The organism is Corynebacterium sp. MSK122 (assembly GCF_030229435.2).
Taxonomy (GTDB): Bacteria; Actinomycetota; Actinomycetes; order Mycobacteriales; family Mycobacteriaceae; genus Corynebacterium; species Corynebacterium marquesiae.
On record NZ_JASPHV020000021.1, the window covers coordinates 12842 to 39287 of the forward strand.

Annotated in this window: 29 protein-coding genes; 22 read left to right on the plus strand and 7 right to left on the minus strand. The window is 60.5% G+C overall.

Annotated features, from left to right (window positions below; translation table 11 throughout):
- The first annotated feature begins 54 nt into the window (after positions 1–54).
- The 5 genes from QP934_RS09060 to QP934_RS09080 all read left to right on the plus strand — a co-directional run bounded on the left by QP934_RS09060 (position 55) and on the right by QP934_RS09080 (position 4135).
- The gene (locus QP934_RS09060) at positions 55–1245 is read left to right on the plus strand and encodes a cobalamin-independent methionine synthase II family protein (protein WP_419127364.1); all 1191 of its coding nucleotides are present in this window, start codon (positions 55–57) and stop codon (positions 1243–1245) included.
- A gap of 348 nt (positions 1246–1593) precedes the next feature.
- Entirely contained in the window at positions 1594–2862 is a 1269-nt protein-coding gene (ilvA, locus tag QP934_RS09065; RefSeq protein WP_419127365.1) for a threonine ammonia-lyase IlvA, read from the plus strand.
- On the plus strand, positions 2862–3500 hold the full coding sequence (locus QP934_RS09070) for a YigZ family protein (protein WP_419127366.1): 639 nt from the start codon (positions 2862–2864) through the stop codon (positions 3498–3500). Before ilvA ends, QP934_RS09070 begins: the two co-directional genes overlap by 1 nt.
- Positions 3501–3502: 2 nt before the next feature.
- The gene (locus tag QP934_RS09075; protein ID WP_419127367.1) at positions 3503–3745 is read left to right on the plus strand and encodes a hypothetical protein; all 243 of its coding nucleotides are present in this window, start codon (positions 3503–3505) and stop codon (positions 3743–3745) included.
- Positions 3746–4135 carry an RNA-binding S4 domain-containing protein gene (locus tag QP934_RS09080; protein ID WP_023021235.1) on the plus strand — a complete coding sequence of 130 codons (390 nt, stop codon included), beginning with the start codon at positions 3746–3748 and terminating at the stop codon, positions 4133–4135.
- 21 nt (positions 4136–4156) lie between these two features.
- On the opposite strand, the gene QP934_RS09085 is transcribed toward QP934_RS09080, so the two are convergent.
- The 5 genes from QP934_RS09085 to QP934_RS09105 all read right to left on the minus strand — a co-directional run bounded on the left by QP934_RS09085 (position 4157) and on the right by QP934_RS09105 (position 9968).
- Positions 4157–5155, minus strand: coding sequence for a GTP pyrophosphokinase (locus QP934_RS09085; RefSeq protein WP_419127368.1), 999 nt, complete (start codon positions 5153–5155; stop codon positions 4157–4159).
- Positions 5156–5165: 10 nt separating this feature from the next.
- Positions 5166–5783 carry a hypothetical protein gene (locus QP934_RS09090; protein WP_419127369.1) on the minus strand — a complete coding sequence of 206 codons (618 nt, stop codon included), beginning with the start codon at positions 5781–5783 and terminating at the stop codon, positions 5166–5168.
- Positions 5784–5863: 80 nt separating this feature from the next.
- Positions 5864–7195: an exonuclease domain-containing protein gene (locus tag QP934_RS09095; RefSeq protein WP_337887333.1), complete on the minus strand. Its 1332-nt coding sequence runs from the start codon at positions 7193–7195 to the stop codon at positions 5864–5866.
- Positions 7196–7208: 13 nt separating this feature from the next.
- Positions 7209–9407: a glycogen debranching protein GlgX gene (gene glgX, locus QP934_RS09100; protein ID WP_419127370.1), complete on the minus strand. Its 2199-nt coding sequence runs from the start codon at positions 9405–9407 to the stop codon at positions 7209–7211.
- Positions 9408–9428: 21 nt separating this feature from the next.
- Positions 9429–9968, minus strand: a complete 540-nt coding sequence (locus QP934_RS09105) for a TetR family transcriptional regulator (protein WP_340418737.1) — start codon at positions 9966–9968, stop codon at positions 9429–9431.
- Between the two features lie 164 nt (positions 9969–10132).
- On the opposite strand from QP934_RS09105, the gene QP934_RS09110 reads away from it, so the two are divergent.
- Together QP934_RS09110 and QP934_RS09115 are read left to right on the plus strand one after the other, a co-directional pair.
- Positions 10133–10888 carry a hypothetical protein gene (locus QP934_RS09110; protein WP_337888153.1) on the plus strand — a complete coding sequence of 252 codons (756 nt, stop codon included), beginning with the start codon at positions 10133–10135 and terminating at the stop codon, positions 10886–10888.
- Position 10889: 1 nt separating this feature from the next.
- Positions 10890–11375: a hypothetical protein gene (locus QP934_RS09115; protein WP_284791567.1), complete on the plus strand. Its 486-nt coding sequence runs from the start codon at positions 10890–10892 to the stop codon at positions 11373–11375.
- Positions 11376–11384: 9 nt separating this feature from the next.
- Here QP934_RS09115 and QP934_RS09120 read toward each other — a convergent pair whose 3' ends face one another.
- The gene (locus QP934_RS09120) at positions 11385–12281 is read right to left on the minus strand and encodes a hypothetical protein (RefSeq protein ID WP_419127371.1); all 897 of its coding nucleotides are present in this window, start codon (positions 12279–12281) and stop codon (positions 11385–11387) included.
- Between the two features lie 126 nt (positions 12282–12407).
- On the opposite strand from QP934_RS09120, the gene hisD reads away from it, so the two are divergent.
- The 15 genes from hisD to QP934_RS09195 all read left to right on the plus strand — a co-directional run bounded on the left by hisD (position 12408) and on the right by QP934_RS09195 (position 25560).
- The gene (gene hisD / locus QP934_RS09125) at positions 12408–13718 is read left to right on the plus strand and encodes a histidinol dehydrogenase (protein ID WP_419127372.1); all 1311 of its coding nucleotides are present in this window, start codon (positions 12408–12410) and stop codon (positions 13716–13718) included.
- A complete protein-coding gene (locus tag QP934_RS09130) occupies positions 13719–14849 on the plus strand; it encodes a histidinol-phosphate transaminase (protein WP_419127373.1) in 1131 nt (376 codons plus the stop codon).
- On the plus strand, positions 14846–15448 hold the full coding sequence (gene hisB / locus QP934_RS09135) for an imidazoleglycerol-phosphate dehydratase HisB (protein WP_419127374.1): 603 nt from the start codon (positions 14846–14848) through the stop codon (positions 15446–15448). The genes QP934_RS09130 and hisB overlap by 4 nt, the downstream gene beginning before the upstream one ends.
- A 5-nt stretch (positions 15449–15453) precedes the next feature.
- Positions 15454–15621, plus strand: a complete 168-nt coding sequence (locus tag QP934_RS09140; protein ID WP_005324605.1) for a hypothetical protein — start codon at positions 15454–15456, stop codon at positions 15619–15621.
- The gene (locus QP934_RS09145; RefSeq protein WP_340418742.1) at positions 15618–16868 is read left to right on the plus strand and encodes an MFS transporter; all 1251 of its coding nucleotides are present in this window, start codon (positions 15618–15620) and stop codon (positions 16866–16868) included. The genes QP934_RS09140 and QP934_RS09145 overlap by 4 nt, the downstream gene beginning before the upstream one ends.
- A 3-nt stretch (positions 16869–16871) precedes the next feature.
- A complete protein-coding gene (gene hisH, locus QP934_RS09150) occupies positions 16872–17504 on the plus strand; it encodes an imidazole glycerol phosphate synthase subunit HisH (RefSeq protein WP_340418743.1) in 633 nt (210 codons plus the stop codon).
- Between the two features lie 14 nt (positions 17505–17518).
- Positions 17519–18307, plus strand: a complete 789-nt coding sequence (gene priA, locus QP934_RS09155) for a bifunctional 1-(5-phosphoribosyl)-5-((5-phosphoribosylamino)methylideneamino)imidazole-4-carboxamide isomerase/phosphoribosylanthranilate isomerase PriA (protein ID WP_340418744.1) — start codon at positions 17519–17521, stop codon at positions 18305–18307.
- A gap of 3 nt (positions 18308–18310) precedes the next feature.
- Positions 18311–19093 (plus strand): inositol monophosphatase family protein, encoded by a 783-nt coding sequence (locus QP934_RS09160; RefSeq protein ID WP_049377590.1) that lies wholly within the window; start codon positions 18311–18313, stop codon positions 19091–19093.
- A 30-nt stretch (positions 19094–19123) separates the two neighbouring features.
- Positions 19124–19894, plus strand: a complete 771-nt coding sequence (gene hisF / locus QP934_RS09165; protein ID WP_225746760.1) for an imidazole glycerol phosphate synthase subunit HisF — start codon at positions 19124–19126, stop codon at positions 19892–19894.
- Complete coding sequence (gene hisI, locus QP934_RS09170; protein ID WP_198491661.1) at positions 19891–20253, plus strand: phosphoribosyl-AMP cyclohydrolase; 363 nt, start codon at positions 19891–19893, stop codon at positions 20251–20253. Before hisF ends, hisI begins: the two co-directional genes overlap by 4 nt.
- On the plus strand, positions 20250–20888 hold the full coding sequence (locus QP934_RS09175) for a TIGR02234 family membrane protein (RefSeq protein ID WP_419127375.1): 639 nt from the start codon (positions 20250–20252) through the stop codon (positions 20886–20888). Before hisI ends, QP934_RS09175 begins: the two co-directional genes overlap by 4 nt.
- Before the next feature lie 84 nt (positions 20889–20972).
- Positions 20973–21803 (plus strand): indole-3-glycerol phosphate synthase TrpC, encoded by an 831-nt coding sequence (locus QP934_RS09180; RefSeq protein WP_239228135.1) that lies wholly within the window; start codon positions 20973–20975, stop codon positions 21801–21803.
- A 45-nt stretch (positions 21804–21848) separates the two neighbouring features.
- Positions 21849–22802: a prolipoprotein diacylglyceryl transferase gene (gene lgt, locus QP934_RS09185; protein WP_419127376.1), complete on the plus strand. Its 954-nt coding sequence runs from the start codon at positions 21849–21851 to the stop codon at positions 22800–22802.
- A 158-nt stretch (positions 22803–22960) separates the two neighbouring features.
- Complete coding sequence (pyk, locus tag QP934_RS09190; protein WP_419127379.1) at positions 22961–24376, plus strand: pyruvate kinase; 1416 nt, start codon at positions 22961–22963, stop codon at positions 24374–24376.
- Positions 24377–24669: 293 nt separating this feature from the next.
- Positions 24670–25560 (plus strand): cation diffusion facilitator family transporter, encoded by an 891-nt coding sequence (locus tag QP934_RS09195; protein ID WP_419127377.1) that lies wholly within the window; start codon positions 24670–24672, stop codon positions 25558–25560.
- A 7-nt stretch (positions 25561–25567) separates the two neighbouring features.
- On the opposite strand, the gene QP934_RS09200 is transcribed toward QP934_RS09195, so the two are convergent.
- Complete coding sequence (locus QP934_RS09200) at positions 25568–26251, minus strand: hypothetical protein (protein WP_419127378.1); 684 nt, start codon at positions 26249–26251, stop codon at positions 25568–25570.
- Positions 26252–26446: the final 195 nt, after the last annotated feature.

Here is a 26446-nt window from a genome sequence, read left to right on the forward strand (position 1 = left end):
CAGGCGCCCTCCACTAATCTAGACAGCACAGTCTATATTGATGGAGGAAACCTGATGGTTAACAAGATTCGCACCACCCACGTCGGCTCACTGCCGCGCACCCCAGAGCTGCTGGAAGCCAACCTGCAGCGCGGGGAGCTGCCGGACGCGGAGTTTCAGGAGATTTTGGAGGCTGCGGTGGCGGACGTCGTCAAGCGGCAGCTCGATCTCGGACTCGATATCATTAACGAGGGCGAGTACGGCCATATCACCTCTGGCGCGGTGGATTATGGCGCGTGGTGGAATTATTCGTTTAGCCGCCTGGGCGGGCTGACGATGACGGATACCGACCGCTGGGAATCGGCCGAGGTGGTGCGCTCCAAGCCGGGTGAGCCGCGGCTGACGTCGTTTATTGATCGCCGCGACCGCGCGTTGTTCTCGGAGGCCTATAATGATCCGGATTCTGGCATCTTCACCGGCCGCGCCAAGGTGGCGAACCCAGAGTTCACCGGACCGGTAACCTACATCGGCCAAGATGAAGTCGCCGCCGATGTGCGCTTGCTTGCCGACGCCCTTCCAGCCGGCACCCCCGGCTTCATCGCCGCCCTTTCGCCCGGCTCGGCCGCACGCCTGACCAACCGCTACTACGACGATGAGCATGAGCTGCTCGCCGACGTCGGCCGTGCCATGCGCACCGAATACCAGGCCATCACCGATGCTGGGCTTACTGTGCAATTCGACGCGCCCGATTTGGCCGAGGCTTGGGACCAAATCAACCCGGAGCCGTCGGTGGAGGACTTCCGTGGTTTTATCCGCGAGCGCATCGACGTCCTCAATGATTCCATCGCCGGCCTGCCCAAGGAACAAACGCGCCTGCATATCTGCTGGGGCTCCTGGCACGGACCGCATGTTACCGACGTGCCCTTTGCGGACATCGTCGAGGAAATCCTGCGTGCCGAGGTCGGAGGATTCTCCTTCGAGGCCGCTTCGCCGCGCCACGCGCATGAGTGGCGCGTGTGGCAGGACCACGCATTGCCGGAGGGCACTGTGATTTACCCCGGTGTGGTTTCGCACTCCACCAATGCGGTCGAGCATCCGCGCCTCGTGGCAGATCGCATCATTCAATTCGCTGAGGTGGTCGGCCCGGAAAACGTCATTGCGTCGACCGACTGCGGCCTCGGCGGCCGCCTGCATCCCCAGATTGCGTGGGCGAAGCTGCGGTCCTTGGTCGAGGGCGCTGATATCGCTACCCGCGAACTCTTCTAAAAACGCCTAAAGCCGCTCCGAAACTCCGGAGCGGCTAAATTATTCAGTGCTTAGAAGCGCACGCCCAGCTGCTTGAGAGCATTCGTCATCGGTTCCAGTATGCCGGATTTATGGGAACCGATGGGGGTTAGCTGCAGTGCGGCGTTGGGGGCGGAGTGTTCCAGCACGTTATCCACGATGTGGGCGTGGGCAGTCGGGGCGCAGGCCAGGATGAGGGAGGAGGTAACGCAGAGAGATGCGCTTGAGCATAGATATTCCTTTCTTGTGGTTATGTCCACTATTGCTGATGGAGGTAACGGTGCAACTAAAGGACAGTGAATTTCCAGTGAATGGGTAGACTGTCAAGACATGACTGATTCGACCATCCATGCATCCGATATCCAGCAGGCGCAGGCGCGGATTAGCTCGGAAATCGCCCCGACCCCGCTGCAGTACTGCGCCCGGCTGTCGGCCGAGACGGGCTGCGAGGTCTATCTCAAGCGGGAGGATCTGCAGGACGTGCGCTCCTATAAGATTCGCGGCGCGTTAAACGGTATGTCGAATGTTCCCCAGGAAGAGCGCGGCCGGGGAATTGTTACGGCGTCGGCTGGCAATCATGCGCAGGGCGTGGCCTATGCTTGCCGCACGATGGGCATAGCCGGCAAGATTTTTGTGCCGGAGCCCACGCCGATGCAAAAGCGCGACCGCATCCTGGTCCATGGCGGCGACCAGGTGGAGCTGGTGGTGGTCGGCGCCAACTTCGATGAAGCAGCCGCGGCCGCGCATGCCGACGCCGCCGAGCGCGACGCCACCTTCATCGAGCCCTTCGACGCCCGCGATACCATCACCGGACAAGGCACGGTCGCGGCGGAGGTTCTGGCGCAGCTTTCGGCCAAGGGCAAGTCTCTCGATACCATCGTCGTTCCTGTGGGAGGCGGTGGCCTGATTTCCGGCATCACCTCTTACGTGGCGGATATGGCACCGCACACCCGGGTGGTGGGCATGGAGCCGGAAGGGGCGGCGTCGCTAAGAGCGGCGTTTGACCACGGCGGCCCGGTCACGCTGGAGGAGGTCGACCCCTTCGTCGATGGCGCGGCCGTAAAGCGCTTGGGCGCGCTGCCCTATGAGATTTTGGACGCCAATCGCGAGCGCCTGAGCTTTGACACCGTGTCCGAGGGCGCGGTGTGTACGGACCTGCTCAATCTGTATCAAAATGAGGGCATCATTGCGGAGCCGGCCGGTGCCCTGTCGGTAGCGGGCCTGCACCAGTTGGACCTGGAGCCCGGTTCGACGGTGGTGTGCGTGATTTCTGGCGGCAATAATGACGTGCTGCGTTACGCCGAGATCATGGAGCGCTCTTTGGTCCACCGCGGCCTGAAGCATTATTTCTTGGTGAATTTCCCGCAGGAGCCGGGCCAGTTGCGCCACTTCTTGCACGAGATTTTGGGCCCGACCGATGACATCACGCTCTTTGAGTACTTAAAGCGCAATAACCGCGAGACGGGCGCTGCGCTGGTGGGCCTGCAGCTTAGCCGCGCCGAGGACCTCGACGGCCTGCTAGAGCGCATGGGAGAATCCAAGATTTCGGTGCAGTACCTCAAGCCCGGCACCCCCGAGTACGAATTCCTCGTGGCCTAATGCAGGATTCTTATCGTCGCCCCGTGGGCCAGGTTGAACACGAAATTGAAATTAAGCGATCCCGGTTTATTACCTTGATTGGTCGCGTCACCAACGAGGAAGAGGCCCGCGCGTTTATCGACGCCGCCCGCAGCCGCTTTCCCGATGCCCGCCACCACTGCTCCGCCTACGTCTTTCACGTCGACGGCGCGAACCCGGTGGAGCGCTCTTCCGATGACGGCGAGCCCTCCGGAACGGCCGGAAAGCCGATGCTGGACGTGGTGAAGGGGTCCGGCATGCTCGATGTATGCGCGGTGGTCGTGCGCTACTTCGGCGGCATCAAGCTGGGGGCCGGCGGACTGGTGCATGCCTATGGCGGCGCGGTGAGCGAGGCCATGGAGAAGGTGCGGGCGGTAACCAGGGCGCGCCGAGAGCTTTATGCGGTGGAGTGCCCGCATACGACGGCCGGGCGGGTAGAAGCAGACCTGCGCGGGCGCGGCTATGAGATAACCGATACCGCCTATGCGGCCGCGGTGACTTTTACGCTGGCCGTGCGGCCTGGTGGGCTGGACGAGCTGGAAGCTACGCTGGCAGCGATCTCGCAGGGCCAGCTCGAAGCGGCAGACGCGGGCAGCGCCTGGGTTGAGGTAGGATCCTGACCATGACTATGCAGCAACGACCGAATAACCCCATTGCGCAGCGCAAGCAGCAGGTGCGCAAGCACTCCCGCAACGCCGTCGTATGCGTGGCCGGCGGCCTCGGTGTGGGCGCAGTGCTCGGCGTGCTTTCGGCGGCTAGTTTCTGGGCCTGGATGCTAATTGGTGCCATCGTTGCCGTGGTTGGTGGCGGCTATAACTGGCTAAAGATCCAGAAGATCGTCAACGAGAACCACAACCAGTACTAGATGCCGGCACCGCAACCTAGCGGCCGCCCCGTCAGGATCGATGCCTGGGTGTGGGCCGTCCGCATGTTTAAAACCCGGTCCGCGGCCGCGACCGCCGTGCGCGCCGGGCACGTGAAGATCAATGGCGAGGCCGTCAAGCCTTCCCAACAGGTGGTGCCGGGCGACCGCGTGCGCGTGTGGCGCAACCACCACGAGCATGACCTCGAGGTATTAGCGACCGTTGCCAAGCGCGTGGGCGCGCCCGTCGCGCGCACCTGCTATACGGATCACGCTCCACCGCCGCCGCCCAAGGAGTTTATGCCGTCGGTTCCCGTGCGCCCGCGTGGTGCCGGTCGGCCGACGAAGAAGGAACGCCGCGATATGGAGAAATTCCGCGGCGGTTTCCGGTAAGTTGCCGAAAATCCTGCGCGGCTAGTGGGCGGCGCGTAGCGCTTTCAGGCGCGCAGTAAGCCGCCGCTTGCGGCCTGGGCGGTCGCCGGATTCGGCGGTGGCCTCGATGTGTTGTTTGCCAAACTTGTTGAGCAGCAGGTCGTCGATAAGCCGCACCTGGCCGGGGCGGAAGCGGTAGCGCATGGCGTCGTGGACGTGAGCAATGGCGGCGTCATCCAGCAACTGCTCAAGCTGGCCCAGGTGGCGCACGCCGTTTTGCTCGAGGAGCTCCGCCAAGAAGCGGTAGTGCTCCGAGCGTGAGAGCGGGAAGCGGTTACCCAAAATGATGGCGAGCACGCCCGGCAGGGTCTCGGCGGTAAGCTCGACGTCCTTGTCGGTTTCTGTATCGGGGGCCTTGAGGGCGGCGATCTCATCGAATTGCTGGTCGGCGAGCTCGATAAGCCCCGCGGCCAAGGTAAAGAGGCGATCTACCTCCGGCGAGGGCGGGTTCGGTCCCTGCTTATAGCGGATATCGTGCTCAAACTCCGCCCACGCATGCTGCAGGACGGTGCGAATCTGTACCTCAAAGGTCCAGCCGACGTAGCTCGCCAATTCTTCCATCGCGGCGGCGCTGTCCTCGCTCACGGTGAGCACCAAGTGGTGGGAGCCATAGCCGAATCCGCCAGAGATGCGAGTTTCTGCCGCCTTGTCTACGGAGCGCTCCACGCGGAAAGACTCCCCAAAAACGTTGAGCGCTTGCGGGATGGCGGTGGAGTGATACAACGTTACGCGCACGCCCATCACATCGTGGATCTCTTGCCAGGGCTGGGGATAGACAAAATCGCCGTTCTCGCGGCGCTTTTTGGCCTTCGCCTTCAGCGAGGGCCAGGTTTTTACGCGGGTAGAGACGCGGTCAAAGATGATGCCAGCGTCATTGAGGAGGTCCTCGATGGCGGTGCGGAAGTCCACCGCGGCGGTGGGGTGGCTGCGCGCCCAGTCGTGGTACTGGTTGCTCAGCCGCGACATCCTACTTTCCGGCATGGTGCTCCTTTCATAACTCCCGCGGGAATCCGTTAGACCATACTAGCGGGCGTGGGTGGAGCACGGTGCGATGGCGGGGCACGTGCGCGACAGCATCGGCGGCCAGTTGGCGGGCGTAGGTGTCCGGTAGGTGGGCAAAGGCAAAGAGCGTGGCGGAGTCCGGCACTAGGTAGGTCAGCGAATGGGAACGCAGCAGGCGACGCATGTGCTTGTCCAGCACGGTAAAGGTCTCTGGGTGGGCAATCCAAGAGGAAATCGGTGCGCCGTGGGAGCGGACCTGCAGGCCGCCGAAACGGGCGGCGGAAGGGAGTTCGCAGGCGGCGGGGCGGGTCCAAAAGCGCAGCCCTTGCGAATCGAGGGCGGCGCGCTGCAGGTTATGGGAAGCATGGTTCCATGCTCGGCGCGCGGAGATATCCATGGCCGCGAGGCCGCGGTGGCTGAGCCGGCGAAAGGTCTGCTTGCCAGGAAAGACCAGCGCCATGGACAGACTGGGGGAGAGCTGGATGGTGGCGAGGGAGTCGCAGAAGCCGTCGTCAGAAAGCCGCTGTTCTTTCAGCCAGGAGCGGGCAAAGAGCGCAGGCAGCAGGTTTGCGGTGGTGGGACGAGGCGGGCGCAAGGCGACGGTCACGGCGGGTTCTCCAGTGTGGCGGTAGGGTGTGGTCGCCTTTATTGGACTGGAGAAACCGCCGTTTGGTTCCCCGGTTGGGCCTAGAAGGGCGGCTCGGCGTCGAGTTGCAGCTCGGCAAAGAGCTTATCGGCCGGCCAGATGTCGATTTCTTGGCCCTTGGCCTGCAGCTCCTCCGCGCGCTTTTCCTTGGAGGTTTTCTTGGCCCATTCGCCCACGATGAGCAGGGTGGACTTTTTGGTGACGTTCTTTGCCACTTGGGCGCCGCGCTCGGCGATGCCCTGCCACAGCACACCCTTATCATAGGGCTCGAAATCGCCGGTGAGGGTGACGTGCTGTCCGTAGAGTGCGCCTTCCGGGTCGGCGTCGGGGTTCGGCTCTGGGATTGTGTCCGGGGTGGCTACGGACTGCCACGGGGCGGGCCCGCGGGACTTCTTCTGTGCGGAGCCGGCCGCACGGGTTTGGTCGCGGAAGTCGGTCCCAGCTCCGAGATCCGCGCCGGAGGTGGGGGCGGTGTGGGCACGCAGGACGGGCAGAATGGCCTCGGCATCGAGACGTCCCAAGGTGAATTCGCGTGCGGTGAATAGGTCGCGGATGCTGCCGGTGTGTCCGAAGCGCTCGGCCAAGCGGGCGATGATTTCGCCGGCCGCACGGGCATCCTCGGTGGCGTCGTGGTGGCTGAAGTCCGGCGCGGACAGGTGGGCGGCGACGGTGGGCAGCTTGTGGTTGCGCACCGAAATAACCTTGGCCTTGGAAGCATCGCGGGACAGCGCGAGGGAGCAGGCCAGCGGCACGGTGGGCACTTCGGCGCCGGCGGAAAGCAGGCCGGAGCGCAGGGCGGTGGAATCGAACTGGGCGTTGTGGGCGACAAGCACGTCGTCGCCGAGGAAATCGAAGAGCTCCTTGGCGGCATCGGCAAATGCCGGCGCTCCTTGCACATCGTCCGCGGTAATGCCGTGGATGGAGACGTTAATATCCGCGAAGTGCTCGAGGCCTGGCGGAGGGGTGCACAGCCAGGACTGGGAGGCGGTCTCCTGGCCATCGCGGAAGCGCACCGCGCCGATTTGGCAGATAGAGCCCCAGTTATCGTTGGCCGTTTCCACGTCCACGGCGGTGAAATCAAGGCCGGGGATGGTGGCGGCGGAGGAGGGTGCTTCGCCGCGCTGTGCGGCGGAAATGGCGCGGGCAACGGCCTGCGGGTCTTGGTGCGGGGCGAAGGCTATAGTGCCGGCGGCGCCCAAGTCGAGGGTGCCGAAGCCGGTGGGGGTCGGTTCACTCACGCGCACGGTGTCGATGGACTCAAGCGGGATATCCTGCGTGACGGGGGCGCCGAGGCTGGTAGCCAGCAGGGTGCGGTGAAGCACGAGATTATCCGCTGTGACATCGATGAGTGCGCCGTGCGCGGGAAATGACACGAGGGGCCTTTCTTTAGGAATCGAAGATGGGCGGTTCAATCTGACGCAGAATCAGCGTTGAACGCGGCTGCACCGTGATCGTACCCTCTGCCTCAATGAGGGTTTCCTCCGCGGGGTAGCCACCGGAATCGGCGGTATCGACCATCAGCCGCCACGTAGCGCCGAGATCCTTGGTGGGCAGGGTGAACTCGATTTCGCCGTCGTGGGAATTGAAGATCATGATGAAGGAATCATCGGTGATGCGCTCGCCGCGGGCGGTGGTTTCCGTAATCGCATTGCCATTGAGGTAGACCATGAGGGCGCGGCCGAAGTCGTGGTCCCAGTCGTCCTGGGTCATCAGGCGGCCCGAAGGAACCAGCCAGGCGATATCACGTTCCTGGACATCCGCGCCGAGCGGGCCGCCGGCGAGGAAGCGCTTGCGGCGGAAGACGGGGTGGTGGTTGCGAATGGACAGCACGCGCTTGGTAAAGCCCAGCATCGCGGCGGATTTTTCTTCCTCCAGCATGGACCAGTCCATCCACGACAGCTCGTTGTCTTGGCAGTAGACGTTATTATTGCCGTCCTGCGTGCGGCCGAATTCATCGCCATGCGAGAGCATAGGAGTGCCCTGGGAAAGCAGGAGAGTCGTCAGGAAGTTGCGCACTTGGCGGCGGCGTAGCTTGCGGATTTCATCATTATCGGTGGGGCCTTCTTCACCGCAGTTCCAGGAGCGGTTGAAAGATTCGCCATCGCGGTTATTTTCGCCATTGGCCTCGTTGTGCTTGTCGTTATAGGACACGAGGTCGCGCAGTGTAAAACCGTCGTGGGCGGTGATGAAATTGATGGAGGCGGTGGGGCGACGGTCATTATCGGCATAAAGATCCGAAGAGCCGGTCAGACGGGAGGCGAATTCACCTAGGGTAGCGGGCTCGCCGCGCCAGAAATCGCGCACGGTATCGCGGTACTTGCCGTTCCATTCGCTCCAAATGGGCGGGAAGTTGCCCACCTGGTAACCATCGTGGCCGATGTCCCAAGGCTCGGCAATGAGCTTAACCTGGCTGACAATGGGGTCTTGCTGGACTAGGTCGAAGAAGGTGGCGAGCTTGTCGACGTCGTCAAGCTCCCGCGCCAACGTTGCCGCCAGGTCGAAGCGGAAACCATCGACGCGCATCTCCGTAACCCAGTAACGCAGCGAATCCATAATGAGCTGCAGCGAGTGCGGGTGGCGGACATTGAGGGAATTGCCGGTGCCGGTGTAATCCATGTAATGGGCCTCATCGCCCTCGACGAGGCGATAGTACGCGCCATTGTCGATGCCGCGGAAAGCAATGGTCGGGCCCATGTGGTTGCCTTCGGCGGTGTGGTTATAAACCACATCGAGGATGACCTCGATGCCGGCCTCGTGGAAGGCGCGGACCATGGCCTTGAACTCGGAGACCACCTCGCCCGGCTTCTTGGCAAAGGCATAGTCATGGTGTGGGGCGAAAAAGCCGAAGGTGTTATAGCCCCAGTAGTTGCGCAGCCCCAAGTTGCGCAGGCGATCGTCCTGCAGAAATTGGTGGACGGGCATGAGCTCGACGGTGGTAACGCCAAGCTCTTTAAAGTAGTTAATGACGGCAGGGTGGGCCATGCCGGCATACGTGCCGCGGAGCTCTTCCGGCACGTCCGGATGGGCCATGGTCATGCCCTTGACATGGGTTTCATAGATGACCTTTTCATTATCGGGAATATGGGGGCGGTGGTCGCTGCGCCAGTCAAAGAAGGGGTTAATCACCACCGACAACATGGTGTGGCCTAGCGAGTCTTCTTCGTTGCGGCCGGTGCCGGGTTCCTCGGCGTGGATGTCATAGGAGTAGAGGGAGGCATCGCCGTCGAATTCGCCGTCGAACGCCCGGGCATAGGGGTCTACAAGGAGCTTGGAAGGGTCGCAGCGCAGACCGTTTTCTGGTTCATAGGGGCCATAGACGCGATAGCCATAGCGCTGGCCAGGGGTGACATTGGGGAGGTAAATATGCCACACATGCGCGGTGACCTCCGACATTTCGATGCGTTCCTCGTTGCCTTCTTTGTCGATGAGGCAGAGCTCGACCTTGTCTGCTACCTCGGAAAACAAAGCAAAGTTGGTGCCGGATCCGTCAAAGGTGGATCCCAGTGGGGTGGGTTTGCCGGGCCAGATTTGGCGGCCGTAGCGCTCGGTGGGTGTGGGGACTGCGTCCATGGCGGGAGTGTTCATGCCCACGAGCATAACCACTTTTTAGGCGCCGGCGCCGTGCGTCAGTCCAGCGTTAATAATACGCACGCCGCGTATAAGATCTGCGCGATAATCTGTGACCGGAGACTCACCGGTGGTTTCTGCAAGCTGGCGTTGGGATTGTTCCATTAAGGTGGCGCCGAGCACGAGGTGAATGGCGGAGAGCGCGGCGGCGCGGTGGGCGCTGGTGGCAGCGAGGGTGCTGCGTGTGGCAGCAGCGGTAAAGGCCGCCAAGAGGCGGTCCCAGGCAGGGGCCTGCGGGAGGGAGAGGCCGGCAATGACTACCTCGGCGCCGTCGCGGCGGGCGAGCAGTAAATCACGAAGATTGAGGCTGATATCCTCGAGCGACTCCCCAGAAACGGGGGAGATAATCTCCTCCGCTAGGGCTGCAATGAGCGCTTGTTTATTGGCAATGTGCCAGTAGAGCGCGCCGGGGGCGACGCCGAGGGAGGAAGCAACGCGGCGCATGGTGACGTCGCCAAGCCCGTAGGCATCAAGCAGGGAAAGAGCGGCGTCGATAATACTCTCGCGGTTTATGTGCACCTTGGCAATTGTACGGACTCGGTCGGGTAGGACGGTAGTTCACAGGTTCTTTTAACGGAGTCTCAATGCCATTTCCACCGTCGGGTTGTTAGTATTGCGAAGACAAATAAGAGGCCGCCCTTGGGGTGGCTTCACATTCGCAAGATTGATTCAGGAGCTTTCCCTTGTCCTTTTTGACCCCTGCAAAGAAGTCCCTCATCGCAGTTGCGCTGGTCACCCCGCTGGCGCTAGCTGCGTGTGGTTCGGATGACAGTGACGACTCCAAGAAGGCGGCCGCCACCACGGCATCCAAGTCTTCTGAGAATAAATCTGCAGATAAGTCCGAGGGCAAGGACAAGGAAAAAGAAAAGGATCAGAATAAGGACGGCGAAAAGAAGGACGCCGCTGCGGGTACAGAGGGCGAGGACGGTGCTGGCGAGGGCCCCGATCAGCTGGCTAACCCGCTGAACAATGGTGAGGATCCTTTCGCAGGAGCGAAGGACATCAAGCCGATTGAGGGCGGCCAGAATGCTAATGATGCCGATAAGCAGGCCATCGAGCAGCTGGTCCGTGGTCAGCATGAGATCGACAATGTGAAGGAATACTTCAACTACATGCCGCAGCATGCCTGCCAGGCGGTGCGCGATGAGCAGTCCCAGGAGTTCAGCCAGTACCAGCAGTACGTCGATAGCCTGCCGAACCAGTCCTTTGCCGAGTACGCCAACACTATGCGCCAGCAGGGCGGCGGCAACGCCGAGGTGGAGAAGTTCGCTAGCCAGTTGGAGTCCATCCCACAATCGACCAAGCTGCAGTCCGTCAACGACGTTGTGGTCAATGGCGACGATGCTTCTGCAACCGTGAGCGTGTCCAACTCTGAGGGTACTGAGACCTCTACGGTCCGCTTCCGCCGCGAGAATGGCAACTGGACCTTCTGTAACTAAGTTGTCTCTGTTAAAGCGCCGGTTACCCCGCACCCTAGGCTTCGGTGCGGGGTTACTCGCGTGTGCGCTCCTCGTTTACGGCGTGGCCGGTGCGCTGTGGGGGATTTTCCGGCCGACGCTCACCGGCCATGAGGTAGATGACGGCGGTTATGCCATCGATGCGATGGGAAGCGTTCAGTTCATCGCCTTTATTACCTTTGCCCTCATTACTGGCCTGCTTGGTTTGTTCTTGGGGTTGGGCGCGTATTTGCGCCGGCAGGGGCGGGGCTTGTCGATGCTCTTGTGGGTCGGCGTGTGTGCCCTGGCTGGGGCGGCGTCGTTTTATGTCTTTGGCGGGGTCACGGCCACGCATCCACCAGAAAACCCAGGGGAAGTCGTAGAGTTTGCGCCGAATTTCTCCCCAGCCATCTCGTGGGCGGTGGCGCCCTTTATGGCGATGTTTGCCTATTGGTCCACGGCGTTTGTGAGTGCCGATGAAGATTGGTGATGTGCGCGTCTAAGGCCATTCGACGGGGGAGGCGCCGGTTACTTCGTGCGCGATGTCATCGATGCCGTGCAGGATGTGCTTGAGCCCGCGGCCGATGGCGCTAAATAGTTGCGGACGGGTAAGTCCCGCGGCGGTAATGGTGGCGGCATCCATCTGCACTTGCAGGCCCTCGGAGGTGTGGTGGCAAAATGCCACGGCGCCGTGGTGGGCGCGATTCCAGTCATTGCAAATGAGGAATAGCCGGGTAAATTCCGCCTCGTCCAGACTGGGGTCCCAATGCCCTTTGATAATGAGGCTGGGCCCGTTGTCCAGTGCAAAGGCGAAAAGGACATCATTGACCCAGGCGTAGATCGCGGTGCCGCCGTCGCTTTGGAAGCGCTGGATCCCAATAAGCGGTAGGAGCCCGGCCAGGCTATCGAGGGTGAAGGGTTCCAAGGGGGCGTCGGCAAGCGGGGCAAGCTCAGGTGAAGCTTCGCGCACGAGGCCAGGATGGGATTGGGCGAGCAGATCCATGAGGACCTCCGCGTTGCGCAGTGCCGGTAGGAGGAACGCTGCAAGCTGTTCGCGGCTGGGGGAGGTATCGGCCGGCAGATAGCTGTGCCCGGACACGCTCACGCAGTCAGGCTGGTTATAATCAACCACGACGACCGGGGAGATGCAATCGTGATTCCACTCGTTGGCCAGGTACGCGAGCTCGGAGATCTCGCTGAGATCGACGCCGCCGCGGGGGCTGGTGTGCAGGTGGAGCACAGGTTCTTCCAGCTGGTCTACAAAGATGAAGGTGGAGCCGCCTGCCGCATGTGGAACGAGTAGCTCGCCAGTAGGCAGGGCCCAGCAGGAGATGTCATTATCGCGGGCAATGGTGCGGGCATGCGAGAGCAGAAGAGAGGGTTCAATTTCGCTCATCGCTGCCACCACCTTAAAGCTGTGTTGACATCGAGTCTATAGCCCAAACCGGCCCCCTCGCTGGCGTTTGACCATTAAGATATTGGTTTAATAACAGAAATCCGATAGGGAGAAGAGGAACCGGGAATGCTTCGCACCATCGATCTGCGTGGCCAAGAAATGCGCCCCGCCCAGTTGCGGCGAGTTTTGCCGCGCGGTGGCACCGACGTCGCCGCCGTGGTGGACAAGGTGGCGCCGCTGGTTCATCGAGTACGCCAAGAAGGCGCTGCGGCCGCCTTGGACTATGGCGAGCAATTCGATGGCGTGCGCCCAGCCCATCTGCGGGTGCCCCAAGCGGAGTTGGAGAAGGCCGCTTCCGAACTAGACCCGCAGGTGCGCCAAGCGATTGAGGTCTCCATCGAGAGGGTCCGCAAGGTTCACGCCGAGCAAAAACCGGCCGCACACACCACCGAGCTAGCACCAGGTGCCACGGTGACCGAGGTCTTTCGCCCCATCGAGCGCGTCGGACTATACGTGCCGGGAGGCAAGGCGGTCTATCCGTCCTCGGTGATTATGAATGCCGTGCCAGCGCAGGCGGCCGGCGCGGAAAGCTTGGTGGTAGCCTCGCCGCCACAAAAAGAATTCAGCGGTCTGCCGCACCCCACGGTGCTGGCCGTGTGCCAGATGCTAGGCGTGGATGAGGTCTGGGCGGTAGGAGGCGGCCAGGCCGTCGCGCTGATGGCCTACGGAGATGATGACTCCGGACTAGCCCCGGTGGACATGATTACCGGCCCCGGAAATATCTTCGTCACCGCGGCCAAGCGGTTGGTGCGCGGCGTGGTGGGTACTGATGCTGAGGCCGGGCCGACCGAAATCGCCATTATCGCTGATGACACCGCGAATCCGGTGTATGTGGCCTATGACCTTATCTCCCAGGCCGAGCATGATCCGATGGCCGCGAGTGTGCTCATTACGGCATCGCCAAGCCTAGCTCAGCGTGTGAATGCCGAGGTAGAAGCGCGCTACAGCGCCACCGCAAATGCGCAGCGAGCGGCCGAAGCCCTAGGCGGCGAGCAATCCGGAATTGTGCTGGTCGATTCCCTGGATGCAGCGGTGGCGGTGGCCAATGCCTATGCTGCTGAACACCTGGAGATCCACACCGCAGAGCCCGGCGCGGTGGCCGAACGGATTAAGCACGCCGGTGCGATCTTTGTAGGGAACTTTGCTCCAGTGCCGCTCGGAGATTACGCAGCCGGCTCCAATCACGTATTGCCCACCTCCGGTACGGCGCGCTTTTCTGCCGGCCTTTCTACCCATACCTTTATGCGGCTGGTCAACCTTATTGATTATGACCGAGCTGCGTTGGAAGAGATTGCCCCGCACGTTATCGCTTTTGCGGAGGCCGAGGGGTTGCCTGCCCACGGTGAGGCTATCCGCGCCCGATTCGAGGAGAATTAAATGACGCACTTGAATGATCTTCCCCTGCGCGAGGAGCTGCGCGGCAAGTCTGCCTATGGGGCGCCGCAACTCCACGTGGCCTACCAGCTCAATACCAACGAAAATCCTTATCCTCCCTCGCAGGCACTAGTGGATGACTTGGTGGCGGAGACCCGGCGCCTTGCCACCACACTCAATCGCTATCCGGAGCGCGATGCGGTGGAGCTGCGCCAATCCTTGGCGGACTACGTATCTGAACAAACCGGCGTGCGCGTGGGCTATGCGCAGGTGTGGGCGGCCAATGGCTCGAATGAGATTTTGCAGCAGCTGTTGCAGGCATTCGGTGGTCCAGGCCGCAGCGCGCTCGGTTTCACCCCGTCTTATTCCATGCACCCTATCCTCGCGGATGGGACTCACACGCAGTTTCTGGAGTGCCCGCGCGATGAGAATTTCCGCATCGATATGGACCGAGCGCTCGCAGCTGTCGCGCAGCACCAGCCGGATATCATCTTTGTGACTACGCCGAATAACCCCACCGGTGGGGTGACCAGCGTGGACGATATTGCCGCGCTTGCCGACGCCGCCCCGGGCATCCTCATCGTCGATGAAGCTTATGGCGAATTTTCTTCCTCGGCATCTGCGGTGACGCTGCTGGAGAAATACCCCACGAAGCTGGTGGTCTCGCGCACCATGTCTAAGGCCTTCGATTTTGCCGGTGGCCGCCTCGGTTATTTCGTGGCGGACCCGGCCTTTGTGGAAGCCGTGATGCTGGTGCGGCTGCCGTATCACCTTTCCGTGCTATCCCAAGCGGCGGCGACGGTGGCGCTGCGCCATAGTGCGGATACGCTCGCCACCGTGGAAAAGATTGCCGCCGAGCGCGAGCGGGTGGCCACTCGCTTGCGCGAATTGGGCTATACCGTTTTACCCAGCGAATCCAATTTCCTCTTCTTCGGCCGCTTTGCTGACCAACACCGCGTGTGGCAACAGTTCTTGGATAAGGAAGTGCTCATTCGCGATGTTGGCATCGCAGGCCACCTGCGCATGACCGTGGGGCTGCCAGAAGAAAATTCGGCCTTTTTGGCGGTAGCTGAGGACCTTGCGGATACAGTAGTGGCTGATTTCCCGGTCGCAGGAGAAAGGAGCGAAGCATGAGCAACCGCGTAGGGCGCGCCCAGCGGGCGACGTCGGAATCGCAGATTTCTGTGGTCATTGACCTAGATGGCACGGGACAAAGCGATATTTCCACCGGACTGCCTTTCTTTGACCACATGCTCACGGCCTTTGCTACTCATGGCAGCTTTGATCTCACTGTGCAGGCTGAGGGCGATGTGGAGGTAGATGCCCACCACACTGTGGAAGATACCGCCATCGTGCTCGGCACCGCGCTGCGTAAGGCGGTGGGGGATAAGGCCGGCATTCGCCGCTTTGGCTCCCAGCTTTTGCCTATGGATGAGGCCTTAGTGGAAGCGGTGGTGGATTTTTCTGGGCGCGCCTATTTTGTAACGAACGGCGAACCAGAGCACCTGCAGTGGCAGACCATCGGTGGGCATTACGCCACGGTGATCAACCGCCACTTCTTTGAAACGCTCGCCACCCACGCTGCGGTAACGCTCCACCTCAACGTGCGTTATGGTCGCGATCCGCATCACATTACGGAAGCGGAGTATAAAGCCGTAGCGCGTGCGTTGCGCGGTGCGGTGGAATTCGATCCGCGCCAGACTGGCATTCCTTCGACGAAGGGAGCACTCTAGAACGCATGCATTTTATGATCTTGGTCCTCTTCCTCGTCGCCGGCATGTTGGTGGGCGGTGCGTGGTCTGCCTACCAACAGGGATCGAAGGCAATGACAGTAGTAGCCTCTTTATTGGCCGCAATCACCGTGGTGGCAGCAATCTCGTGGATGGTAGGAGCGTTCGGTAAATGAGCAATACCCAAGAAACTAATATCTGGAAGGTTCCGGGTTATACCGCGACCATGTTGGCCATCGCCGCAGCCTTCGGTGCTTGGTCCATCCTCCTTCCAGTGGTGCCGCTAGCGGTTATTGACTCCGGCGGCTCAGCTACCTTGGCGGGCTCATCCACGGGCATCTTCATGGCCTTCACCGTGCTTACCCAGATCATCTCCCCGTGGCTCCTACGCCGGTGGGGCTACCGCCGCGTGATGGCACTGTCCGCTTTTACCCTGGGCGTACCTGCCTTTGGCCACCTCTTGGGTACCGATGCTTGGGTTGTCCTGCTCTTTTCTGCTCTGCGCGGTGTGGGCTTTGGCGCGCTGACCGTTTCTGAGTCCGCGCTCATTGCGGAACTGGCGCCGGTACGCCTGCTGGGCAAGGCCACCGGCATGATTGGTGTTTTCACTGGCCTGGGCCAAATGGTCTTTTTGCCACTGGGATTGACCATGGCGGAAAAGCTGGGTTATGCCTCGACGTATATCACCGCCGGAGTCATTGGGTTCGTGGGCTTTGGCCTGTGCCTGCGCATTCCCAAGATCAAGGTCACGCTCGCCTCTGATACCGAAGAAGAGCCGAACCTTATCCGCGTTCCTACGTGGAAGCTAGTGCTTGTTCCGGCGCTGGCGCTAACGACGTTTTCTATGAGCTATGGCGCCGTATCATCCTTCCTGCCGCCGGCAGTACAAGAACTCGATGCAGAGCGCGGCGCCAGCTTGGCCGGCATCATGCTATCCATTGTGGGCGGCGCCGCCATGATTTTCCGCTACCTCGCGGGCATGGTGGCAGACCGCGTGGGCACTCCCGGCCGACTCTACATCCCCGGCCAGGTAATGGCTATCGTGGGCGTGCTTGCCATTGCCGTTCCTCTTTATCTCGATGGTTCCGTATGGTGGCTCGTGCTTGGTGCCTTCCTGTTCGGTGGCGCGTTCGGTATTGCCCAAAATGAGGCGCTGCTGTCCATGTTTGATCGCCTGCCGCGCGAGCGGGTCTCGGAGGCTTCTGCCATCTGGAATATCTTCTATGACGGCGGCACCGGTTTGGGCTCGACCCTCTTGGGTGCCTTGGTTGCCGGCTACGGCTATGCGGGGGCTTTTGGGGCCGGCGTGGTCATCCTCCTCGCAGGCGTTGTGATGACGTCGGCAGATTTTGTCCTTGGGCGCACCCGCGTGAGCGAAACCAACGATATCCGGACGCGTCTGCGTCGCATGCGTAAGGTATAGCCCATGGCAAAGACGGTCGCATTATTGGATTATGGCGCGGGCAATGTGCGCTCAGCCCAGCGTGCGCTGGAGCGGGTGGGCGCGGACGTCACCGTTACCGCGGACCCCAAGGAAGCGGTGGAAGCGGACGGTCTGCTTGTCCCTGGGGTGGGTGCCTTTGCTGCCTGCATGCGCGGGCTACGGGCGGTGCAGGGCCCTCGGGTCATCGGCCAGCGCTTGGCAGGAGAGCGGCCGGTGTTGGGCATTTGCGTAGGCATGCAGGTGCTTTTCGACGCCGGAGTGGAACACAACATCAACTCCATCGGTTGCGGCGAGTGGCCCGGCACCGTGGAAAAGTTGCAGTCTGCGGTGCTGCCGCACATGGGGTGGAATACCGTGGAAGTACCCGTCGGCAGCGATATGTTTGCCGGACTACCGGAAGACGAACGTTTCTACTTCGTACATTCCTACGGCGTTCGCCGTTGGGAATTGGAAACGGAAATTACCCGCCCGCCGCAGGTGAGCTGGGCGGAGCACGCGGGCGATAGGTTCGTCGCGGCGGTAGAAAACGGTGCCCTGTGGGCGACTCAATTCCACCCTGAGAAATCCGGGGACGCCGGTGCTCAGCTTTTGGAAAACTGGATGCGCACGCTCTAGGTAGGATGAAGAATATGACTTTTACGCTTTTGCCAGCAGTCGATGTATCTCAAGGCCAAGCCGTGCGCTTGGATAAAGGCGAAGCAGGCACCGAGACCTCGTATGGTTCCCCGCGCGATGCCGCACAAAAGTGGCAGTCCCAGGGTGCGCACTGGTTGCATTTTGTGGATTTGGATGCGGCTTTCGGCCGGGGCTCCAACCACGAGGAAATGGCGATGATTACTCGCGATCTAGGGGTAAATGTGGAGCTTAGCGGCGGCATTCGGGACGATGCCGCGGTGGAGCGAGCGCTGGCTACCGGTGCGCAGCGCATTAGCATCGGCACGGCTGCTCTAGAGCGGCCGGAATGGATCGCGGATATCCTAGCGCGCTACGGAGATAAGGTCGCTGTGGACCTTGCCGTGCGCGAAGATGGCGGCGAATGGCGTACCGCTGGCAATGGCTGGGTCTCCGATGGCGGCGATCTGTGGGAGGTACTCGAGCGCCTCGATGCCGCCGGATGCCAGCGCTTTGTGGTGACAGACGTATCTAAAGATGGCACGCTCACCGGACCTAATATTGAGCTCCTGCGCGAGGTAGCGATGGCGACGGAGGCAAAAATCACCGCCTCCGGTGGCATTTCTAGCGTGGAAGACCTGCGCGAGCTCGCGCTTTATGTAAATGAGGGTATCGATTCCGCCATTATTGGCAAGGCCCTGTACGAGGGGAATTTCACCCTCGACGAAGCGCTCGCTGCGGTGGCCGAGGTAGAGCCGCTGCCGGCAGAAGAAACCATTGACCCTTTCGACCCTGAGGACAACTAAGTCATGATGGAACCCCGCGAGTTGGTGGCCTTCGCGGAGGCGGCCGTAGACCAAGTAGAACCCATTTTTCGCTCCGGCCTCGGAGCTGCGCCCGCCCGATTTAAGGGGCAGGGAGATTTTGCCACCGAGGTAGATCTCGTCATCGAGCAACAGTTGCGCGATATCTTGACCCAGATGACCGGCATCCCGGTCTATGGAGAAGAATCAGGCGGCAGCGTGCTCGATACCGTGTGGGTGGTAGATCCGATCGATGGCACCGCAAACTACTCTGCCGGAAACCCCATGGCCGGCATCTTGGTGGCACTCATTCATGAGGGTGCGCCTGTTGCCGCGGTATCTGACTTCCCGCTCCTGGGGCGCCGTTTGGTCACCTGCGATGGCGCCCCACTGCGCTCGGTAGGTGGGCCAACCACTGGCTTCGGCGGAGGGGACGATGCGATGGGTTTTGATGAGGCGCGCGGTCACGTGGGGTGCTCTTCGCACCTGCCCACCGAAATTTTCCACGAGCTGCGCGAGACCGGACTGCGCCCGCGAATGACCGGTTCTGTGGGACTTGATAATGCCTTCGTCGCGCAGGGCGTGTTTGATGGCGCGATTAACTTCTCTCCGCACCCATGGGATAACGCCGCGGGAGCACTGCAGATTCAGGCCGCTGGAGGCGTTGTTACCGATCCGGAAGGCAATCCGTGGACTGCGCAGTCGCGCGGCATGGTGGCAGGCACCCCGCAGGTTCATGCCACCATCCTTGATATCTTGTCTCGTCATACCGGTTCATTTCACCGTTAAGACTAAATACCCGAAAAGGAGGCGGCCGCCATGGCTGTAGCCGTACGCGTGATCCCCTGCCTAGACGTGGACCAAGGCCGTGTGGTCAAGGGGATCAACTTTGACAACCTGCGTGATGCCGGCGATCCAGTGGAGCTGGCCGCGCGTTATGACGCCCTAGGAGCCGATGAACTTACCTTCTTGGATGTCTCTGCTTCTAAACAGGGCCGCTCCACCATGCTCGAGGTCGTGCGCCGCACTGCGGACCAGGTATTCATCCCATTGACGGTGGGTGGCGGAGTTCGCAGCGTTGATGACGTCCGAGAATTATTGCGCGCCGGGGCAGATAAGGTCTCTGTAAATACCGCGGCCATTAAGAATCCGGAACTGCTGCGCGAAATGGCTGAGATTTTCGGGGCCCAATGCATCGTGCTGTCCGTTGATGCCCGCCGGTGCCACGAAGAGTATGCGCCATCCGGCTTTGAGGTCACCACACACGGCGGTACGGAATCGGCCGGGATCGACGCCATTGAATGGGCACGCCGCGGCGAAGAACTCGGCGTAGGGGAGATCCTCCTTAACTCGATGGATGGCGACGGCACAAAGGAAGGGTTTGACCTTGAATTGTTGCGCGCCGTGCGCGCAGCGGTGACCATTCCCGTTATCGCCTCTGGCGGCGCAGGAAACGCCGCAGACTTCCCACCGGCAGTTGCAGCCGGCGCCGATGCCGTCTTGGCAGCAAGCATTTTTCACTTCGGTGAGGTAGAAATCAGCGATGTGAAAGAGGCTCTAGACGCTGCGGGCTACGAGGTGCGCCGATGAGTAGCCCGGGCGACTTTGAACTTAACGGGGACATCGCCAAGCAGCTCAAGCGCAATGACCAAGGCTTGGTGCCGGCCATTGCCCAGGCTGAGTCTGGTGAGGTGCTGATGCTGGCCTGGATGGATGACCACGCTTTGGCCCATACCCTCGCTACCCGCAAGGCAACGTATTTTTCGCGCTCGCGCAATGAATATTGGGTCAAAGGAGAAACTTCTGGAAATACCCAAGAGGTGCTGGGCGTTCGCCTTGACTGCGATGGAGATACTATTCTGCTGACCGTGCGGCAGCGCGGCGGCGCCTGCCATACCGGTGACCGCACGTGCTTTGACGCCACCGATCTCCTAGGAGGGCAATCGTGAAGGCTAGACGCCTTGGACCACTACTTATCGCTGTAGGAGCCATCGTATTGTGGCTGTCCTCCCGTGCTACGTGGGTGGTAGCCTCCAGCGAGGACGACAAGGCCGGCTCCGCGGCCAATGACATCATCGGCTCGGCCTGGTCGCTGGAAATCATGGCCTTGACCCTAGTTCTGGTAGCCGGTGCCGTCGCGGGGATGGCGCTGCGGCGCGTCGGTAGGCGAGTGGTGGGCATTGTGTGCGCCCTCGCTGCGGCGGCTAGTGCATGGACACCGGTGAGCCTGCTGACTGCGGGCGCGGACGCCGAGCGTGCGCAGAAGATCTTGCAGGGAGCCTCGGCCAATGAAAACGCTGTTGACTCTGCCCAGATTTCTGACTGGGCCACGGTCGTTTCCACCGAGATGCATTCCCTGGGACCAATTCTGGCCCTAATAGGTGCGGCAGCGGCCCTATTCGGTGCGGTCATGCTTGCGCGCAATCCAGGCGTGGATAAGGCGAAGGCGTCTAGCAAATACGAAACCCCGGCGGCACGGCAGGCAAAGTTGGAGGAGGATTTGGAAACCTCTTCCGACTCTGGCCGCGTGATGTGGGACGCCCTTGATAGTGATATCGATCCCACTGATATGGACAAAAACTAGCCCCGTTTCCTGTGTAATTTCCGGAACGGCACGCGAGCGGGTTAACCTAAGTGTGATTTTAATCGCCCGTGGAGGGAGGTGCTGATGCCTACGCCCATTGCCGTTGACCACCTTGTTGCAGGAGTCTTGGAGGACGTCGCTGCGCGGGAAGCCCGCGTGTCTTTTAAAGAGGTGAAGGCGCGCTCGCGTGACATGGAGCCTCCCCGGGATGCCCGCGCGGCGTTGCTACGCACAGGCTGCTCGGTCATCACAGAGCTCAAGCGCGCCGTACCCTACGGCGGCGAAATCGCTCATGTTGGCTCTGCGGAACAGATGGCGGAATGGGCTCGCACTTTTGAACACTGCGGCGTACATCTCATGGCATGCCAGACTGATTTCCGCCGCTTCCACGGTTCTTTAGAAGATATGGCAGCTGCCCGTGCTGCGATTGATATTCCCATGATGTCGCGCGATCTCATCGTGGACCCTTACCAAATTCATGAAGCCCGGTGCTTTGGGGCCGATGCTATTCCGTTGCAGGTTGAACTCTTAGAGCAAGCTCGCCTGGAGGCACTTTTGGACCGGGTGGAATCGCTCGGTATGACCGCCATCGTAGAGGTACGCAACTGCGCCGAGGTCGACCGCGCAATCAAGGCAGGAAGTAGCGTCATTGCCATCAATGCGTGGTCGTTGGCTTCGGATGCCATTAACCGCGAGGCGTTTAACGATATCGCTCCAGGCCTGCCAGAATCGATTCTGCGCATCGCAGTAGGCGGGGTAAATAACGCGCGCAACCTGTTTCACTATGCTTCACGCGGCGCCGATGCAGTTTTGGTGGGTGAATCAGTCATGGCTGCCCAGGATCCTACGGCGCTGGCGCGCTCTTTGGTGGCTGCCGGGCAGCATCCAGCGTGTCCCGCGCGCAAGATAGAATAAGACCCCAACTAGCTGGTGGGGTGGGGGATAAGGCACACTGGCTACGTGCACTCAGAAATTCTTGCAAATATTCCGTCTCCGCCGCAGGGCGTGTGGCAGTTGGGGCCCATTCCCATTCGTGCCTATGCGCTGTGCATCATCGTAGGTATTATCGTCGCCTTGCGAATGACCTTACGCCGCTACACCGCACGCGGCGGTAACCCAGACACAGTATGGGATGCCGCCATCGTGGTCATCCCAGCCGGTATCATTGGCGGGCGGCTCTACCACGTCATCACCGATAACCAGAAGTACTTCTGCGATAGCTGCAATCCCGCGGACGCGCTGAAGATCACCAATGGCGGACTGGGCATTTGGGGCGCCGTAGCCTTGGGCGCACTAGCTTTGTGGGTGCTTTTCAAAGTGAAAAAGGTGCCGCTCGGCCCCTTTGCTGACGCGGTGGCGCCAGGCCTCGTCCTCGCGCAGGCGATTGGACGCCTAGGTAACTGGTTTAACCAAGAGCTCTATGGGCGCCCGACCGACGTTCCGTGGGCTTTAGATATCTATTACCGCGTCAATGAAAATGGCGGCTATGCTCCCGTTTCCGGACACTCCACGGGGGAGATCATGACCTCGGTGCACCCGACTTTCTTGTACGAGCTCGTGTGGAATGTTCTAGTCTGCCTTTTCCTCTTGTGGGCTCACAAGGCCTGGAAGTTGGGGCACGGGCGCGTCTTTGCCCTCTATGTCATGGGCTATACATTGGGCCGCTTCTTTATTGAAGGGATGCGTTCCGATGAGGCGACCCATATCTTTGGGGTCCGCGTGAATCTCATCGTCTCCCTAGTGATTTTTATCATCGCCGCGGTTGTCTTCTTCATGCTTGATAGGCACCGCCAGGGCCCAGAGTCCCCCGAAGAGGTGGATCCTAAGTATTGGGCAGCGCACCGCGCACATGATGAGCACCGCGATGAACACGCGGTATCTGACGGGCAGCAACCGGGTTCTTCATCGACGTAAACACTGCCCAACTGTGTCCGGTTGGTTTTGATATTGTGGGAAATCGGGCATTTTGGGGTGCCCGTTCAAAAAGTGGTACCGAAAAATTGTGGCCTCAATCCTTTCGAAGGAGTAGGTTGGGGAGTGTTCAGTTTCCCCGACGGAATAGGCCAATAATGCTGGATAGAAGAACGAAGATTGTTTGTACTCTCGGCCCTGCCGTTGCTAGCGAGGATGGTATCTTGCGCCTCGTACAGGACGGCATGGACGTTGCCCGCCTGAATATGTCTCACGGCGAGCATGCAGACCACGAGGCGAATTACAACTGGGTGCGCCAAGCCACCGATAAGACCGGACGCGCCGTCGGTATCTTGGCGGACCTCCAGGGCCCTAAGATTCGCCTTGGCCGCTTTATTAATGACGAGGAGCAGTGGGATAACGGCCAGATCGTCCGCATTACCGTGGACGATATCGAAGGCACCCATGACCGCGTCTCTACCACTTACAAGGGCCTGGCCAAGGACGCCAAGCCAGGTGACCGCCTGCTGATCGACGACGGCAAGGTTGCCGTTGTTTGTAAGGAAGTCGACGGCAACGACGTTGTTTGTGAGGTCACCGAAGGTGGCCCGGTTTCCAATAACAAGGGCGTTTCCCTCCCTGGTATGGATATCTCCGTGCCGGCTTTGTCGGAAAAGGATATTGCTGACCTGCGCTTCGCTTTGAAGCTCGGCGTTGACCTCGTGGCACTGTCCTTTGTCCGCTCCCCAGCAGATGTGGATAAGGTCCATGAGATTATGGACGAAGAGGGTCGCCGCGTTCCGGTCATTGCCAAGCTGGAAAAGCCTGAGGCGGTAGACGCACTCGAGTCTATCGTGCTGGCATTCGATGCCATCATGATTGCCCGTGGTGACCTCGGTGTTGAGGTGCCGCTGGAGCGCGTGCCGCTGTTCCAGAAGCGCGCTATCCAGATTGCTCGCGAGAACGCTAAGCCGGTCATCGTGGCTACCCAGATGCTGGATTCCATGATTTCTAACCTGCGCCCGACCCGTGCAGAGGCTTCCGACGTGGCTAACGCCGTTCTCGATGGCGCTGATGCCGTTATGCTCTCTGGTGAGACTTCCGTGGGTATTGACCCGCAGAACGTCGTGCGCACCATGTCCAAGATCGTGGCTAATGCTGAAGATGGTGGCAAGGTTCCACCGCTGACTCACGTTCCGCGCACCAAGCGTGGTGTGGTGTCCTATTCCGCCCGCGATATTGCCGAGCGCCTCAATGCAAAGGCTATCGTAGCCTTTACTACCTCCGGCGATACCGCTAAGCGAGTGGCTCGCCTGCACTCCCAGCTTCCGCTGTTGGCGTTTACGCCGGACCCAGCGGTTCGTTCCCAGCTGGCTCTGACGTGGGGTGCTGAGACCTTCTTGAGCCCGCACGTTAAGTCCACCGATGACATGATGGAAGCCATCGATGATGCATTGCTGGAGATGGACAAGTACGAGGAAGGTGACATGATTGTCGTCATTGCTGGTACTCCTCCAGGAATTGCTGGCAACACCAACATGATTCAGTGTCACTTGTTGGGTGAAACCAAGAGGTAGATTTTTGGCACGAGCGCCGCGACCCACCCTTTAACACGTTCCACGGGTCGCGGCGCTTTTCTATATACATTTATACAAATGTAGATTTATATTTACCTCGTGTACACTCAGCGGTTGCTTTCCTGACATGCGGCTGCAGTACTTTTTGGTTGTTCATGTTTCAGCTTCTCTACACATTCAAAGGACAACTGCACAATGACCTAAATCAGGCCGACTTGGCCTCAGTGGCTGCGCTTACCGTCATTCATTTTCATTTAATTGTCAATAAGCGTCGACGGGGATAGACTGAGTGCATGGCACACGAGCACCACGACCACGATCACTCCAGCACGCCGCTGCGCGCACTCTTGATTGCGCTAGGCATTACCGGCACCGTCTTCTTCGCGGAGCTGATCGGCGGCTGGTTGGCGGGTTCGATGGCGCTGATGGCGGATGCGATGCACATGCTTTCCGACGCTGCGGGGTTGATCATCGCGGTTTTAGCGGTGTTGGTTGGGCGCCGACAAGCATCGGCTCAGGCCACGTACGGCTACCGACGAGTGGAGGTGCTTGCTGCACTGGCGAACGCAGTGATGGTGCTGGCGATCTCGGTGTGGATTGTCGTCGAGGCGGTGCGCCGCCTGCAGAGCCCGGCCGAAGTGCAGGGAAAAACGATGCTGATCATCGCGGTGATCGGCCTGGTGGCGAATGCGCTATCGGCGTGGGTTCTGCACCGGCACCGCAAATCATCGATCAACGTGGAGGGCGCGTTCTTGCACGTGTTAGTGGATATGCTCGGCTCGGTCGCAGTAATCGTGGCCGGCATCGTGGTACTGACCACGGGGTTTGTGGCGGCGGACGTGATCGCCTCCCTAGCGATCGCGGCGATGGTGCTGCCGCGCGCCGGGCAGCTCATGCGGCTTTCGGCGAGCGTGCTGCTCGAGCAAGTCCCGGCGGACTTCGACGCCAGTGCGATCGAGCCCGCGCTGCGGCAGGTCGAGGGCGTTGCTGACATCCACGACCTGCACCTGTGGAGCCTGGACGGCGTGAACGTGCTCACGACCGTGCATATCGTGCGCGACGGCACCGTCGGCATCGGCCCGCTGTTGGATGCCGCCCAGCAGGCCCTGCGCGAACACGGTATCGAGCACTCCACCATCCAGATTGAGCACCCAGAGCACGAATCCCACGAGACGGTGTGCTGATTCCCTTCTAACCTGATTTAGGCCAATTTTGTGCGGAAGTTCGCGGCCGGTGATTACTTGGATGGTGGCAGTGAGGTCGGGCGGGAATGGTACCGCGGCGTGAATGGTTTCGCCGCCAACGACGAGTTGAAAGCTGCGGTATTTCTTGAGTGTTCTCACGAGGCGTTTGATGAAGTGACCACTGCGGGTCTCCATCAGGTGGGTCACGGCTAGTGCTGCCATCACAATATTGAGATGTGCTGTGATCGAGTTTTGTTTCCTCGCATAGATTGGGCGTGCTTTCAGGTCTGATTTCGACATCCGATACGACATTTTCAATGTGGAATAGCCTGCGGTAATGCCCGATAACCTCCTGGGCGGGAAGAGCGGTCAGGTCGGTTTCATAGCCTTTAATTCCGGCTAGGACTCGGTGTTTGGCAGCAAGAGCGTAGTTGACCTTCTTGTTCGGGGTGGAAAGATCGAAATAGCGGTTGCGCTTAATGGCGATTTCGCCGTCAACAGCGCGTTTGGCTTTTGCGACTTGCTCTTTGATTCCGCGCAGGCCGCGTCTGGCCCGATCATAGGAGTACTGGAAGTGGGTCACCGTATTCGGGGTTGTGTGTTTGCGCGCATCGCTTGCCGAGGCTTGTGTCCAGATCTGGCCGTGGGCGTAGGCTTCACCAGGGATTTCCCGCCGCCAGGTTTCAATCACCTCAGGCACGGTGGGGTTTCACCGACAAAATGTAGTGCAGACCTGCATCTATCAATGCTTGCTTGTTCGGAGGGTGATGCTCCTATGTTGTGTCAAGCTGATTTGAGAAGTTCTTCATAAGCCAACCTCAACTCCGGCAAAGGGCGCTTGCCGGTTTCGATATCACTGATTCTCGCCGGGGCACACCCGAGTTTT

Excerpts from the sequence above, each read along its gene's own strand:
- QP934_RS09060 (WP_419127364.1), top strand. The coding sequence starts at position 55 with ATGGTTAACAAGATTCGCACCACCCACGTCGGCTCACTGCCGCGCACC.
- ilvA (WP_419127365.1), top strand. The coding sequence starts at position 1,594 with ATGACTGATTCGACCATCCATGCATCCGATATCCAGCAGGCGCAGGCG.
- QP934_RS09070 (WP_419127366.1), top strand. The coding sequence starts at position 2,862 with ATGCAGGATTCTTATCGTCGCCCCGTGGGCCAGGTTGAACACGAAATT.
- QP934_RS09075 (WP_419127367.1), top strand. The coding sequence starts at position 3,503 with ATGACTATGCAGCAACGACCGAATAACCCCATTGCGCAGCGCAAGCAG.
- QP934_RS09080 (WP_023021235.1), top strand. The coding sequence starts at position 3,746 with ATGCCGGCACCGCAACCTAGCGGCCGCCCCGTCAGGATCGATGCCTGG.
- QP934_RS09085 (WP_419127368.1), bottom strand. The coding sequence starts at position 5,155 with ATGCCGGAAAGTAGGATGTCGCGGCTGAGCAACCAGTACCACGACTGG.
- glgX (WP_419127370.1), bottom strand. The coding sequence starts at position 9,407 with ATGAACACTCCCGCCATGGACGCAGTCCCCACACCCACCGAGCGCTAC.
- QP934_RS09120 (WP_419127371.1), bottom strand. The coding sequence starts at position 12,281 with ATGAGCGAAATTGAACCCTCTCTTCTGCTCTCGCATGCCCGCACCATT.
- hisD (WP_419127372.1), top strand. The coding sequence starts at position 12,408 with ATGCTTCGCACCATCGATCTGCGTGGCCAAGAAATGCGCCCCGCCCAG.
- QP934_RS09130 (WP_419127373.1), top strand. The coding sequence starts at position 13,719 with ATGACGCACTTGAATGATCTTCCCCTGCGCGAGGAGCTGCGCGGCAAG.
- hisB (WP_419127374.1), top strand. The coding sequence starts at position 14,846 with ATGAGCAACCGCGTAGGGCGCGCCCAGCGGGCGACGTCGGAATCGCAG.
- QP934_RS09140 (WP_005324605.1), top strand. The coding sequence starts at position 15,454 with ATGCATTTTATGATCTTGGTCCTCTTCCTCGTCGCCGGCATGTTGGTG.
- QP934_RS09145 (WP_340418742.1), top strand. The coding sequence starts at position 15,618 with ATGAGCAATACCCAAGAAACTAATATCTGGAAGGTTCCGGGTTATACC.
- hisH (WP_340418743.1), top strand. The coding sequence starts at position 16,872 with ATGGCAAAGACGGTCGCATTATTGGATTATGGCGCGGGCAATGTGCGC.
- priA (WP_340418744.1), top strand. The coding sequence starts at position 17,519 with ATGACTTTTACGCTTTTGCCAGCAGTCGATGTATCTCAAGGCCAAGCC.
- QP934_RS09160 (WP_049377590.1), top strand. The coding sequence starts at position 18,311 with ATGATGGAACCCCGCGAGTTGGTGGCCTTCGCGGAGGCGGCCGTAGAC.
- hisF (WP_225746760.1), top strand. The coding sequence starts at position 19,124 with ATGGCTGTAGCCGTACGCGTGATCCCCTGCCTAGACGTGGACCAAGGC.
- hisI (WP_198491661.1), top strand. The coding sequence starts at position 19,891 with ATGAGTAGCCCGGGCGACTTTGAACTTAACGGGGACATCGCCAAGCAG.
- QP934_RS09180 (WP_239228135.1), top strand. The coding sequence starts at position 20,973 with ATGCCTACGCCCATTGCCGTTGACCACCTTGTTGCAGGAGTCTTGGAG.
- QP934_RS09195 (WP_419127377.1), top strand. The coding sequence starts at position 24,670 with ATGGCACACGAGCACCACGACCACGATCACTCCAGCACGCCGCTGCGC.